This window comes from Methylocapsa polymorpha, from assembly GCF_045689225.1.
Classification (GTDB): domain Bacteria; phylum Pseudomonadota; class Alphaproteobacteria; order Rhizobiales; family Beijerinckiaceae; genus Methylocapsa; species Methylocapsa polymorpha.
Genome location: NZ_CP136862.1, coordinates 619,622 through 632,097, shown reverse-complemented (window position 1 = coordinate 632,097; position 12,476 = coordinate 619,622). Strand labels below are relative to the sequence as shown.

General features: G+C 60.1%; 11 protein-coding genes and 1 pseudogene. 7 read left to right on the top strand and 5 right to left on the bottom strand.

Going from position 1 to position 12,476, the window contains the following annotated elements:
* Positions 1-151 precede the first annotated feature (151 nt).
* Positions 152-640, top strand: coding sequence for a hypothetical protein (locus RZS28_RS03065; RefSeq protein ID WP_407339741.1), 489 nt, complete (start codon positions 152-154; stop codon positions 638-640).
* 114 nt (positions 641-754) lie between these two features.
* Complete coding sequence (locus tag RZS28_RS03060; protein ID WP_407339740.1) at positions 755-1,180, top strand: hypothetical protein; 426 nt, start codon at positions 755-757, stop codon at positions 1,178-1,180.
* A gap of 144 nt (positions 1,181-1,324) precedes the next feature.
* Here the strand turns inward: RZS28_RS03060 and RZS28_RS03055 are convergent, their stop codons facing one another.
* Entirely contained in the window at positions 1,325-1,579 is a 255-nt protein-coding gene (locus tag RZS28_RS03055) for a hypothetical protein (protein ID WP_407339739.1), read from the bottom strand.
* A gap of 335 nt (positions 1,580-1,914) precedes the next feature.
* On the opposite strand from RZS28_RS03055, the pseudogene gyrB reads away from it, so the two are divergent.
* A pseudogene (gyrB, locus tag RZS28_RS03050) lies at positions 1,915-4,379 on the top strand (DNA topoisomerase (ATP-hydrolyzing) subunit B).
* Positions 4,380-4,691: 312 nt separating this feature from the next.
* Positions 4,692-5,093: a peptide-methionine (R)-S-oxide reductase MsrB gene (gene msrB / locus RZS28_RS03045; RefSeq protein ID WP_407339738.1), complete on the top strand. Its 402-nt coding sequence runs from the start codon at positions 4,692-4,694 to the stop codon at positions 5,091-5,093.
* Positions 5,094-5,368: 275 nt separating this feature from the next.
* Here msrB and RZS28_RS03040 read toward each other — a convergent pair whose 3' ends face one another.
* Both RZS28_RS03040 and RZS28_RS03035 read right to left on the bottom strand, forming a co-directional pair.
* Positions 5,369-7,132 (bottom strand): reverse transcriptase family protein, encoded by a 1,764-nt coding sequence (locus tag RZS28_RS03040; protein ID WP_407339737.1) that lies wholly within the window; start codon positions 7,130-7,132, stop codon positions 5,369-5,371.
* A 536-nt stretch (positions 7,133-7,668) separates the two neighbouring features.
* Positions 7,669-7,884 carry a hypothetical protein gene (locus RZS28_RS03035; RefSeq protein ID WP_407339736.1) on the bottom strand — a complete coding sequence of 72 codons (216 nt, stop codon included), beginning with the start codon at positions 7,882-7,884 and terminating at the stop codon, positions 7,669-7,671.
* Between the two features lie 383 nt (positions 7,885-8,267).
* On the opposite strand from RZS28_RS03035, the gene RZS28_RS03030 reads away from it, so the two are divergent.
* Complete coding sequence (locus tag RZS28_RS03030) at positions 8,268-8,966, top strand: alpha/beta hydrolase (protein WP_407339735.1); 699 nt, start codon at positions 8,268-8,270, stop codon at positions 8,964-8,966.
* A gap of 25 nt (positions 8,967-8,991) precedes the next feature.
* Here RZS28_RS03030 and RZS28_RS03025 read toward each other — a convergent pair whose 3' ends face one another.
* Positions 8,992-9,792, bottom strand: coding sequence for a class I SAM-dependent methyltransferase (locus RZS28_RS03025; protein ID WP_407341028.1), 801 nt, complete (start codon positions 9,790-9,792; stop codon positions 8,992-8,994).
* Between the two features lie 322 nt (positions 9,793-10,114).
* Here RZS28_RS03025 and gloB point away from each other — a divergent pair, with 322 nt between their 5' ends.
* Both gloB and RZS28_RS03015 read left to right on the top strand, forming a co-directional pair.
* On the top strand, positions 10,115-10,888 hold the full coding sequence (gene gloB, locus RZS28_RS03020) for a hydroxyacylglutathione hydrolase (protein ID WP_407339734.1): 774 nt from the start codon (positions 10,115-10,117) through the stop codon (positions 10,886-10,888).
* A 41-nt stretch (positions 10,889-10,929) separates the two neighbouring features.
* A complete protein-coding gene (locus RZS28_RS03015; RefSeq protein ID WP_407339733.1) occupies positions 10,930-11,388 on the top strand; it encodes a cupin domain-containing protein in 459 nt (152 codons plus the stop codon).
* Between the two features lie 47 nt (positions 11,389-11,435).
* On the opposite strand, the gene phaR is transcribed toward RZS28_RS03015, so the two are convergent.
* On the bottom strand, positions 11,436-12,032 hold the full coding sequence (phaR, locus tag RZS28_RS03010; protein ID WP_407339732.1) for a polyhydroxyalkanoate synthesis repressor PhaR: 597 nt from the start codon (positions 12,030-12,032) through the stop codon (positions 11,436-11,438).
* Positions 12,033-12,476 lie beyond the last annotated feature (444 nt).

Here is a 12,476-nt window from a genome sequence, read left to right as displayed (position 1 = left end):
GAGCGCCGCAGGCGCATGCGGCCGCCGGACGAAGCTGGAAAACGCGCTGGAAAGAAGCAAATTTCAAGAAGCTTTGTCGGGGCTTGCCCTCGGTTCGTCGGCCTGATATTTGCTTCGCTTTGCACTTGTCCTAACAACAGGAGACCTAGATATGGAGTTGGCCGAGGCTTACGCGAATAAGAGCGTGGATGAAATCAAAGAGGCGCTCGCGGGCGCGACCTTGAGGGTTTATTCCTGCCCGCAGCCCGAGACGCCGAACCATCCCATCATCCGTAATGGGCTTCTCGCTGAATTCGTCCTGGGTTCGCCCGCCGTCGATGGGGATAACGCCCTGGTCGAGCCGGTTCCGGCGAAAAACGTCGGAACGCCGCTGTTCTCACGCGCGACCACACCGGACGGCGCGACGATCGCGGATTTCAGCACGGGCCCGGGGGATTCCGACATCAAGCTCGCCGAAGTGTCCTGCTCGAAGGATGCGCCGGTCAAGATCACCAAGCTGCAGATCCGTCCTGGCGTGCCCAATGGCAAGCAGCCGGTTAGCCCGTCGGACAAGATGCGGGAGCGCATTGGCACGCATCAGATCTCGCATGAGCAAACCTATGCCTGGAACGACGATTTCGCCGCCAGGAAGACAAAGTAAGGTCTAGGACCTGACTTTCCGCTGATCGGGGCGGCGCGCGGATCTATCTGGTTCGCGCATCGCCTCTCCTCTGGAGCGTCGCCGATCCGCTCGCGATGAGGAGCGCCTCTTGAGATGAAGCTTGCCGAAGCGTTCGCCGGCTGCGGCGTGGACGAGATCAAGGCTGCGCTCGGCGGCGCGACGCTCCGAGTCTATTCTTGCGCGCAACCCGATACGCCGGAGAAATCAGTCTTTCGCAATCGTTTCCTCGCGGAATTCCAACTTGAATCTCCCGCCTTCGACGGCGATTCGATCAGGCCGGTAGAGAGCCCTGTTGCTGGCAAGGACGTCGGCGTGCCGCTTTTTGTCCGCGCGACCAAGGCCGATGGGACCGTCATCGCCGATTTCTCAGCTGGTCCTGGAGACATGGACGTCAAATTGGCGGAGACATCCTGTTCTATTGGCGCTCCGGTGCAGATCGTCAAGTTCCAGATCCGGCCGCAATCGACTCATCCCAGTCGGAGGCTCAGCGCCCGCGATCGGATGCAAGGACTCTCATAAGCACGCTTCATGCGGTGACAGGTGCAGCAAAAGCCCGACCGCCAGCGGCGCTCGGGCTTTTGCTTTTCGTTTGATCACGCCCTCGATGCAGACCTCGCCTCCCGATCAGGCGACAAAGGCTTGGCCTACGACGGGGGATCCGCGTCACTCGATCGAAGAAATTTTAATCGGAGCGTTCAGATCGGCATGAATCACCTTGATGCCGGCCTTTTCCACATCTGCGACGGTCGGATACCAAGTCGATTCATGGTCGAGCCCGCCGTATTTATTCAAGACCATGACATATTTGGATTTTTTGTCGACTTCACAGCGCATGCCTTTGCCCGGCTGGTCGATTGGCCGGGTCTTGCCGTCCCAATCGATGAAAAATCCCTCGGGCGCATCGGGTGCGTCGGTCATTGTCGGTTCCTCTACAAAATGCTTACGAAACACGCTAAGCAGGTCTCAGGCCACAGGCGGAGATCGTTGCGCAAGCGCAACGTCTCGCGGGGCCTTCACTCATGTGAAAACGGGGTTGGCGGCGAAGCCGGCGAATCCGGAATCGATTTTGCGCGCGCCGGAGGCCGCCTCCCGCGAAGGACGGATCGGGTCGTTGATCGAGATGTGGACAGGTCGACCAAATGCCCCGGCGGATACGCAAAAACACATTAAAAAACATGACCTTCAGACCATTTTGGTCTATAGTGGCAGTTTACGATCAAGGCTTCTCCATAAGCAGAAAGTTCGCATAGTCCATGGCCGAACCCGCCGCCGCGCCTCCGGTTCCCAGCATCCCTGAAGCAGAAGCCTATTATGGCGCAGATTCGATCAAGGTCTTGCGCGGCCTCGACGCCGTGCGCAAGCGGCCGGGGATGTATATCGGCGACACGGACGACGGCTCGGGCCTTCATCACATGGTCTATGAAGTCGTCGACAACGCCATCGACGAAGCCCTCGCAGGCTACGCGACGCGGGTCACGGTGACGCTAAACGCGGATGGGTCGATTAGCGTGACGGACGACGGACGCGGAATTCCGACCGACATTCACGCCGAGGAAGGCGTCTCGGCGGCCGAGGTCATCATGACCCAGCTGCATGCAGGCGGAAAATTCGACCAGAATTCCTACAAAGTGTCAGGCGGCCTGCATGGAGTCGGCGTCTCCGTCGTCAACGCGCTTTCGACCTGGTTGATGCTGCGGATCTGGCGCGACGGCAAGGAGCATGTCATTCGCTTCGAGCATGGCGACGCCGTCGGGCCGATCGAAATTGTTGGCCCCGCGCCGGAGATTGATGGCAAGCCGAAGCGCGGCACCGAGGTGACCTTTCTGGCCTCGCCGGAAACCTTCACCATGGTCGAGTATGATTTTGCGACGATCGAGCATCGCCTGCGCGAGCTCGCCTTCCTGAATTCCGGGGTGCGGATCGAACTCACCGACGCGCGCGGCGCCGAAATCAAGCGGGAGGAGCTTTTCTACGAAGGGGGCCTCGAGGCTTTCGTGCGCTATCTCGATCGCGCCAAATCGCCGCTCATCGTCAACCCCATCCTGATGAAAGGCGAGCGCGACAAGATCGTGGTCGAGGTCGCCTTGTGGTGGAACGATTCGTACCACGAGCATGTGCTCGCCTTCACCAACAACATCCCCCAGCGCGACGGCGGGACGCATCTCGCCGGCTTGCGCGCGGCGCTCACCCGTCAGGTGACGGGCTATTCGGAGCGTTCGGGCCTCACCAAGCGGGAGAAGGTCGATCTCACCGGAGATGATTGCCGCGAAGGCCTGACCTGCGTTCTTTCAGTGAAAGTTCCCGACCCGAAATTCTCCTCGCAGACCAAGGAAAAGCTCGTCTCCTCCGAAGTGCGTCCGGCGGTCGAGGGCCTCGTCAACGAGATGCTCGGCCATTGGTTCGAGGAGCATCCGCATGAGGCCCGCGTCGTCGTCGGCAAAGTGGTGGAGGCTGCGCAAGCGCGCGAGGCGGCGCGCAAGGCGCGCGAGCTCACCCGCCGCAAGGGCGCGCTCGACGTCGCCAATCTGCCGGGCAAGCTCGCCGATTGCCAGGAGCGCGACCCCGCGAAGGCGGAGATTTTCCTCGTCGAAGGAGATTCCGCGGGCGGCTCGGCGAAGCAGGGCCGCAATCGCGAATATCAAGCCGTTCTGCCGTTGCGCGGAAAAATCCTCAATGTCGAGCGGGCGCGGTTCGACAAAATGCTGTCGAGCCAGGAAATCGGAACGCTCATCACGGCGCTTGGCACCGGCATCGGGCGCGACGATTTCAATCCCGACAAATTGCGCTATCACAAGGTCATCATCATGACCGACGCCGATGTCGACGGCTCGCATATCCGCACTTTGTTGCTGACCTTCTTCTTCCGGCAGATGCGCGAGCTCATCGAGCGCGGGCATCTCTATATCGCGCAGCCGCCGCTCTATAAGGTGAAGCGCGGCGGCTCCGAGCAATATTTGAAGGATGAGCGCGCGCGGGAGGATTACCTGATCGGCAATGGCCTCGACGGAGCGGTGCTGCGTCTGGCGAGCGGCGTCGAGCGCGCCGGCGCCGACCTTCGCGCCATTCTCGAGGAGGCCCGGATCGTGCGGCAGGGGCTTAGCGCCCTGCATTCCCGTTATGACCGCACCGTCGTGGAGCAGGCGGCGATCGCCGGCGCTTGAGGCCCATTCTGCCCGAGAACGAGGCCGAGGCCGAAGGCTTCGCCGCGACGATCGCCGCGCGGCTCGACGAGCTCGCCGAGGACATGGAGCGCGGCTGGCAAGGCCGCGTCGAGAATGGCGGCTATGTCTTCACGCGGGAGCTGCGCGGCGTGCGCCAGGCCTCGACCCTCGACGCCGGGCTTCTGGCCTCGGCCGAGGCGCGCCGCCTCAATGACCATGGAACGAGCCTGCATGAGGTTTTCGCAAGGCCCGCGGCCTTCGCGCGCCGAGGCGAGGAGAAGCAGGTCTCAGGGCCGGGCGATCTGCTCGAAGCCGTGATGGCGGCGGGGCAAAAAGGCATTTCCCAGATGCAGCGCTATAAGGGCCTCGGCGAGATGAACCCGGAGCAGCTTTGGGAGACGACGCTCGACCGCGACGCGCGGTCCTTGCTTCAGGTCAAGATCAAGGAAGGCGACGACGCCGACGACATATTCGTCAAGCTCATGGGCGATATTGTCGAGCCGCGCCGCGAATTCATCCAGGAGAATGCGCTGAGCGTCGCAAACCTCGATGTTTGAGGGCGTTTGGAAGGCGCGACGGTCTCATCCTGAGGAGCCGCCGAAGGCGGCGTCTCGAATGACGAGGCCCCCGCGAAATTCTCGGCCGTCGTCGGACTTCCCCATTCATCTCACGGCCGGCATTATCGGCGAGGCGGAGTCGACCCTGTCAAGGACGCGAGCCTTGCTCGCGTCGGCGTAGCCGATGCTTCGCATCCTTGACAGGATCGATCCGCTCGCCACACTCGCCGCCAAGAGATGTATGGCGCGTTGCGATCTGGCCTGACGACCACGGATCAGGCGCCCATCCGACGCCCGATTGGAGCGATCATCATGCAAACCAAGACTTTCGAGGTGACCCATACCGACGAGGAATGGCGGAAGCTTCTCACCCCTGAGCAATATGACGTGTTGCGCGGCCATGGCACCGAGGCGCCGGGCAGCTGCGCGCTCAATCACGAGAAGCGCGCCGGGGTTTTTTCCTGCGCCGGATGCGGCCAGAAGCTTTTCACGGCGACGCGGAAATTCGAGAGCGGCACTGGCTGGCCGAGCTTCAACGACCCGCTTGAAGGCGCGGTCGAGAGCTCGGAGGACCGAACCTATGGGATGCGGCGCACAGAGGTCCATTGCAGCCGCTGCGGCAGCCATTTGGGCCATGTCTTTCCCGACGGGCCGCCGCCCACCGGCCTGCGCTATTGCATCAATGGCGTCGCGATGAATTTTTTGCCGGAGTGAGGGGCGCGCGGCGCAACTGCATTTCATCACCATGTAATCCGCATCGGCCGCATTCGCCGGCCGGATAGCGGCACGGTTTCAAAGTTCGGCTTTCGAGCACCGAGCGGTCCTTCATGATAGTGGCTTCTTTGGCCCATCCTGAAACTTCTCGGACGTTGCAGCATGCGAGCCGCTATGTCCGGTGCGCGCTTAAGGCAGTCGTTCCGGGGCAGTTTGCGTCCGCCCTGAAGCGGGAGTTCAATCGGAAAGTCCCACGTGATCGATAAATTTCATATTCATGTAACTTGATGCCATGACGCAATTTCTCGCCTGCGGGAATATTCCGTCCAAGTGTCAGCATCCAATATCAGTCGATATTTGTCTCTAAGACTCTCAAATAATTTCCGGTTGCGGTTTGGACATGACTCATCGACATCGGGCCGAGAGAGCAGAAATTGACCCAAAGTGCCGAGAAGAAAATCCGGAACACTTAAGTTGGGATTCGGCTTTCCTGAAAATTCGACGGCGTATCCTTTAGGGTGACGATTGTTTTCCGCTTTGAGCGTAGCATAAGCCGCCTTAACCACGTCGCGAACCATCGTTTGGTTCACTTTGCTGTTCTTCTCGAACACTAGGTACACAAATTGGCTTTCGGCGGCCATTAACCTGCGCTTGATCATTGCGTTGAGCAAGCGAATGTAAGTGCTCTGGTATTCTGCCGGACTGGGCAGCGTTGCCATCGCTACGTACCCCTCAAAAGGCAAACACCGCATCCGTTCGATAAACGCCTTCCGCAAATCGGGATGCGCGTCGACAAAATGCAAGCCGCGCTTGGCAATAGCGTCCCGGTTTCCGGCCGCATACATGTCGGCCAATGCATCCTTCAGCACGTCTTCGGTGGCTTGGTGAATAAGGTCCTGGTGTTGGCTAGCGGACATAGCCAGAGCCAGTATGCATTTATTGTCCGGGTGGGCGTATTCCGCTTCATCAATGAAAATATAAAATGGAATTTGATTCTGATTTTTTGGCTCGAAGCTTGGGCTGTAGCCACTGTCCTGAAGAATTTTGACCCATAATGTCTTCAGCGATGAGGCCAGCCTTGGTTCATGGAAGGCGGTAAATTTTACCAGCCCGTCCAGCCTGTTGACCTCGACCTGAATCATACGAGGGTCATTGATCCCGAGATGGTGGAAGTGCTCGTCGATGCCAAACTTCTTGGTGTAGTAGAGCTCTTGCCTCAGGCGCCGCTTTTTTTGCCGCGGCACGTGCGGCTGATCCTTATCGGTGACGCTCAATCCGGTCACATAATGGGACTGTCCAAGTTTTGAGATCCGTGTCTTTGGTTCCGCGATTTCAAAACCATGACTCTGAATGGCGTCTTTAATCGTTGCTAAAGACGGCAACTCACCATCGCCTGAAAATGAGATGTCGTCAGCGTAACGGGAATATGTCGCCGGATACTGTCGGGCGAGTTCGGCCAGATCGATGTCCAGCGGCAAGCAGATAGCGTTTGCAAGAGTCGGACTGGTCGGCAATCCAAGGGCCAAGGAGTCATCTATTGTCACGAAGCGGCTAAGCAAATCAGCCACGGTCGGGACGATGCCGGTGGTTTCAAGGCACTTCCTTACCCTCGTTGTGCGGATTGAAGGAAAGAAGTCCAGAATATCAACCGATACCAGGTGACGATGGCCGCAGTGTCCTGCTGCATTCTCGCGGATATTCCGTCCGCCGATATAGCCGAAGGTTCGCGGATGCGGAAAACCGTTGAGCTTGTGGCCAAGGAATTCGTTAAGGCGCCGGGCAAGGCTTTTATATATGTTCTTTTGAGACGTAGGTTCCCAAACCGTCCGAAATCCGCGTCGCCGATTTTTCTTGGGTATTTCGTGGCAGATAAACGGTGGCAAGTCGCAAACCTGAAACCAGCTGTCAGAAATTTCCGGATACTTCTTGGCACTGGGATCAAACGCCAAGATCTCCCTAAAAGCCTCTTCTCCGATACCCAGTGCGGTCAAAAGGTGACTTTCGTTCTGTAATCTTGTGAAGTCGTTTCGCAGCGACATATTCAGCTCAGAGAAGGGCGGAGCGGTATAACACACGTAGCAAGTGGTGCTGTAACAGCAGGCGCGACTCGCGCCTTGAACCTTGTAGCCATGCCGCTCCGACCATGATTAACTCAGATATTTGACCTAATTGCAACCGGCGAACAACACTCTCGCCGCTGCGACGGGGACCTAAACGATAATGGGCTCTAATTATGCGCGATAGCTGCCCTGTTAGCAGAAAGCAATTATCCGGGGGCGTCCGCAATGTCCGTTCTTTCGCCCCGCGAACTTGAAAACTGACCGTCCGTTCACGGCTAGGCCACGCCATAGACAGAATGACCGCTTTTGAAATTGCAGGCCCGGGGGCGAACTGGCTGAAATCCACCCATTGCCGAATTTCAAACTGGGATGCCTCGGCCAAACCACAGCCGGTTCAACAAATTCTGGGTGTGAGCATGGGCGCTCAATTCGGACAAGCGGCGCGCGCAGCCATGACCGGCGCATTCACGACATCATGGAACGCCGCGCAATTGGCTGCATCGACTCGCTTCAGCTCACGGAATATAAACCGCCTCGATCACCTTGAGCTGCTCGCCCATTGGGTCGGCCTCCATCCGCACGACTTCGGCCATCAGCCTGTCGCGGAATTTATAGGCTCGCCGCCAGCCGTCCTCACTGACCGGGGGCCAGGGCGTGAAGCTTTTCTTGTCGACCATCAGGGCTTCGCAGCGCAGGCGGGGGCCCGTGATGTTGCGGGCGATGATATACATGAAGCGGCCCTCTAAACTCGTCCTGAAGCGCGTTCCAATCTAAGTCGAATGGCTAGCAGGTCCAGGTCATCCCCTCGTGACGGCTCCTTATTGCGGAACCCCTCATTACTCGCTGCGGAAAATAATCTCGCCGCGCTCCTCGCGGCAAACCGTCCGAATGCGCTCCGCCGGCCTAGGCCCAAGCATAAATCCGACCCGTGCGGCAGGTAAATGCAAATCTGCGCGTAGGAGATCCGTCGCCGCGCGCGAGGACCGGAGAGACCGTCGCGGACGGCCGTCGCGTCCGGTTGTGGCGAACCGGTTTCCCTTTGCCGGAAAATACTCTAGATCGCGGGGGAGCGAGAGCAAAACCCCAACGAGCGGACAATACGGATGATCATCCCATGGCGCTTTTGATCGACGGCCCGCGCGTCCCGGCGAAATCGCGCGCGACGAAACAGCTTGTGGTCTTTCTGCATGGCTACGGCGCCGATGGAAACGATCTGATCGGGATCGCGAAGCAATGGCAGAACCTCATGCCCGACGCGGCTTTCGTCTCGCCGCACGCGCCGGAGCCCTGCGCCCAAGCGCCAAGCGGGCGGCAATGGTTCCCCTTGACCATGCGCGACGAGAATGAACGCTGGACCGGCGTCAACAAGGCGACGCCCGTCCTCAACGAATTTCTGGATTCTGAGCTGAACCGTCACCGTCTCGACGATTCGAAGCTGGTCCTTGTCGGCTTCAGCCAGGGAACCATGCTGGCGCTCCATGCCGGGCTTCGGCGCGCGCGGGCGCCGGCGGGCATACTGGGCTATTCGGGGGTTCTGGTTGGGCCGGAGCATCTCAGCCAGGCGAGCGCGCGCACGCCAGTCGGCGAGCCGCCGCCCATCCTGCTCGTCCATGGCTCCGAGGACGACGTGATCCCGACCGAGGCGCTGTTCCTTTCGGCGGAGGCCCTGGCGAAGGCCGGCATAGCCTGCCAATGGCATCTTTCGACCGGCATCGGGCATGGCATCGATGGCCCCGGCCTCATGCACGGCGGGATTTTCGTCGCCAAATGCTTCAAGCTAAAGCTCGGCCTGGAGGCGAAAGTCCGGATTTAGGCGTTTTTTTGAAATCGGGCGCCGGTCATACGCTTACGGGCGCGAAGTTGGGCGTTTGACGTCCGGCTCCCTTCACGACTCGGAGCGCCGGCGCGACCCCGATGGCTTCCGGCGCAAACCTCGGTTCAAAGCCGGGCAGGGCCCGTTGCGCCGCCTTGCGCACGCCAACCGGGCGATAGAGCTGCTTCGTCGCCTCGACGATGAGGACGCCGGCGCCGGGAAGGGAAAGCGAGGCGCCGACCTGCTCGAGCATGGCGGCGGAATGGATCAGCGTCCGCCGCCGAAACGGCGGCGCGTAAAGCGCCTCGTCCCAATGGGTCGGCGAAAACAAGGTTTGGCGCATAAGGTCGCGCAACTGGCCGAGCGAATAGGGCTGGCCATGCCCGAAAGGCGTCGTGTCGATGCGCGCCCAAAGCCCGCTTCGGCTCGGCGCGACGACGAGAATACGGCCGCCGGGCGTCAAGACGCGCCAGATTTCGGCGAGCAGCTCCCTCGGATGCTCAGTGATTTCGAGGGAATGGACGAGGATCGCCCGGTCGATCGAGGCGTCCGGCAACGGCATCATCGCCGGTTCGACAAGGGCTGAAGCGGAATGGCCCGAAGAGGGCCAGTTCACGACGCCTTGCTCGGCCGGCATGAAGGCGAGCACGCGAACGGCCTCGTCGCGGAAAATCCCGAGATAGGGCGTCGCATAGCCAAAGCCCAGGATTGAATAGCCGGTGCAATTGGAAAAGCGCTCCCGCACGATCTTTCCGATGAGACGCCGCGCGACCTCGCCGAGAGGCGAGTTGTAGAAGGAGCGAAGGTCGACGACGTCGAGCGGCATCTTGTCTTCTTGGCGTTTGTCGCGCGGTTGGCGCATGTCCTGCGCAGGCATTATGAAGGGCAAGATGATTCAATTCCTAAGAAAAAAATAAAGCGTTGCTTCGATCTTGATGCTTGCGCCGGCGCTTGTTTAAGCTCGCGCCCGGCGGGGCGTAATCCCGGTGATCCGCAACGGTTCGAGCGCCTTGTCTTGGGCGGAGATTAATTTCGAGCGGCGGCGGCCGCAATGCCGCGCGTCAAGACCGCAGGAACTTCATTCGCGTCGAATCATTCTTGGTCTTGCTCCCGGTTGGCGACAACTTGACGAAGGGAACTCAAAGTCAATGACCGCCGTCATCCACCAGTTCCTTTGCCTTAGGGACAATTTCGGGGTTCTCCTCCACGATCCGCGGACGGGCGCGACGGCGGCCATAGATGCGCCCGAGGCCGCGCCGATCCTGGCTGCGCTGGCGGCGAGGGAGTGGCGGCTGACGGACATCCTGATCACCCACCACCATGCCGATCATGTGCAGGGAATAGCGGGGCTCAAGGAGCGGTTTCCGCACGCTCGCGTGGTCGGGCCGCTGCGGGAGGCGGCCAAGATCGCCGTGGGTCTCGACGTCGCGATCGCCGAGGGCGAAAGCGTCGCGATCGGCGCGCTCGAAGCCACGGCGATGGACGTTCCGGGCCATACCTCGGGTCATCTAGCCTATTGGCTCCGGCAGGAAGATATCGCATTCACGGGCGACACTTTGTTCGCCATGGGCTGCGGCCGGGGCTTCGAGGAGCCGGCCGCGGTTTTGTTCCATTCGCTGATGAAGCTTGCGGCGCTTCCCGCCGAGACGAAAATCTATTGCGGCCATGAATATACGCTGGCGAACGCCCGTTTCGCCCTGAGCGTCGATCCCGGCAATGTGAATTTGCGTCAACGCGCGCTCGAGGTCGCGCGCCAGCGCGAGGAGGGCGAATTCACGCTCCCGACCACGATCGCGTTGGAGCTTGCGACCAATCCTTTCCTTCGCGTCGACGAACCCGACATTCAGGCGATCTTAGGCATGCGCGGCGCCGACCCCGCCGCGGTTTTCGCCGAGCTGCGCGAACGCAAGAACCGGGCGTGAGCCCGCACTTTATGTCTCAGAAAAAGACGGGAAGCGGGACCATGCCGATCGATAAAGAAGCCGGCCTCAGCGCGGCCGAGATCATTAGCCTGCTTGATCTGAGGCCGCACCCCGAAGGCGGGCATTTTCGGCAAACTTTCAAAGATTCCGCGCAAGGCGCGCAGGGTCGGGCCGCCTCGACGCTCATCTATTTTCTTCTCGAGGCGGGCCAGATTTCGCAATGGCATAGAGTGGACGCCGCCGAGGTCTGGCATTTTTACGCCGGCGCGCCCTTGCAGATCAGCGTCTCGCGAGATGGCGAGGAGACGAGCGGGCATGTCCTCGGCAATGATCTTTCCGCGGGCCAGCGCCCGCAATTCATCGTCCCGGCGCATTGGTGGCAGAGCGCATGGAGCCTCGGCGCCTGGACGCTCGTTGGTTGCAGCGTCGCGCCGGGGTTCGAGTTTTCCGGCTTTGATCTCGCGCCGCCGGGCTGGCGGCCGGGCTCCGCGTCTGGATGACGATTGGCTCAAGCAGGGCCTTGTCGGCGGCGCGCCAAAGCGGAGAGTCACTCTTTCGACGCCATGCCCTCTATGCGCTTCTGCAATTCCTCGAGCTGACGTTTCATTTCCTCGATGTCTGTCTTGGCGGACGCCTCGGCGGGCTCGGCGCCAGGCTTTTCCGCCGACGGCTGGGCAGGCGCGGCGAATGGGCTGAACAATCCGAGCGCCTGATTGAACAAGGCCATGTTCTTGCGGGTTTGCTCCTCGAGCGAAGTGAATATAGGACCGGTGAGGGGAGCGCCGAAGCCGGCGGCGACCTTGTCGCGGAACCGGCCTTGCTCGCTCGTCAGCTTGTCGATCGTGAACTCGAGATAGCTCGGCACGAGCATTTGCATGCTGTCGCCATAAAAGCGGATGAGCTGGCGCAAGAATGTGATCGGCAGCAGGCTCTGGCCGCCTTTGCCTTCCTGTTCGAAAATAATCTGCGTCAGCACCGACCTGGTAATATCTTCGCCGCTTTTGGCGTCGAAGACGACGAAATCGTCGCCGCTCTTGACCATGACGGCGAGATCCTCAAGCGTCACATAGGCGCTCGTGCTCGTATTGTAGAGGCGGCGGTTCGCGTATTTCTTGATCGTGATAGGACGTTTATCATTGGCCATGGTCGATTACCCGCCTTCAGGAAGTGATCTTGGACGCCAGTGGATCTCGCCGGACCGAAGGCTCGCTTGTGCTCGAGAGAAACTCCGGAAAAATCAAATCATTGCGCTCAAAGCCCATCCGCCGGGGAATCCGTTCTTTGGGTTGGACGGCCGACGCGTCTTCCAGATCGATCGACGCATCCAATCGGCAAGGGCTTTGCGTTGGCTCAAATCAAATTGAAGCTTATCTAGATAAAGAATCGATCGACTTTGCATGACATCCGGCCTCGTCGATCCCGGTCCGCCGGGAAACCTTCGTCCAGTTCCTGCTTCGTCGCATATTCCGCCGCGTCCTCAGCGCTTCCTCCCTGTGACATGCGTTTTTCTCAGAATAAGCGCATTATCCAAAAGCGAAAACCGATTTCGAGCCTCGATTCGTGCAGAAAGCGATATTTGCCGCGCCAA

What these genes read in the sequence shown, in the direction of transcription:
- msrB (WP_407339738.1), top strand. Translation starts at nt 4,692, where the DNA reads ATGCAAACCAAGACTTTCGAGGTGACCCATACCGACGAGGAATGGCGG.
- gloB (WP_407339734.1), top strand. Translation starts at nt 10,115, where the DNA reads ATGACCGCCGTCATCCACCAGTTCCTTTGCCTTAGGGACAATTTCGGG.
- RZS28_RS03015 (WP_407339733.1), top strand. Translation starts at nt 10,930, where the DNA reads ATGCCGATCGATAAAGAAGCCGGCCTCAGCGCGGCCGAGATCATTAGC.
- RZS28_RS03040 (WP_407339737.1), bottom strand. Translation starts at nt 7,132, where the DNA reads ATGTCGCTGCGAAACGACTTCACAAGATTACAGAACGAAAGTCACCTT.
- RZS28_RS03030 (WP_407339735.1), top strand. Translation starts at nt 8,268, where the DNA reads ATGGCGCTTTTGATCGACGGCCCGCGCGTCCCGGCGAAATCGCGCGCG.
- phaR (WP_407339732.1), bottom strand. Translation starts at nt 12,032, where the DNA reads ATGGCCAATGATAAACGTCCTATCACGATCAAGAAATACGCGAACCGC.
- RZS28_RS03060 (WP_407339740.1), top strand. Translation starts at nt 755, where the DNA reads ATGAAGCTTGCCGAAGCGTTCGCCGGCTGCGGCGTGGACGAGATCAAG.
- RZS28_RS03055 (WP_407339739.1), bottom strand. Translation starts at nt 1,579, where the DNA reads ATGACCGACGCACCCGATGCGCCCGAGGGATTTTTCATCGATTGGGAC.
- RZS28_RS03025 (WP_407341028.1), bottom strand. Translation starts at nt 9,792, where the DNA reads ATGCCGCTCGACGTCGTCGACCTTCGCTCCTTCTACAACTCGCCTCTC.
- RZS28_RS03065 (WP_407339741.1), top strand. Translation starts at nt 152, where the DNA reads ATGGAGTTGGCCGAGGCTTACGCGAATAAGAGCGTGGATGAAATCAAA.
- RZS28_RS03035 (WP_407339736.1), bottom strand. Translation starts at nt 7,884, where the DNA reads ATGTATATCATCGCCCGCAACATCACGGGCCCCCGCCTGCGCTGCGAA.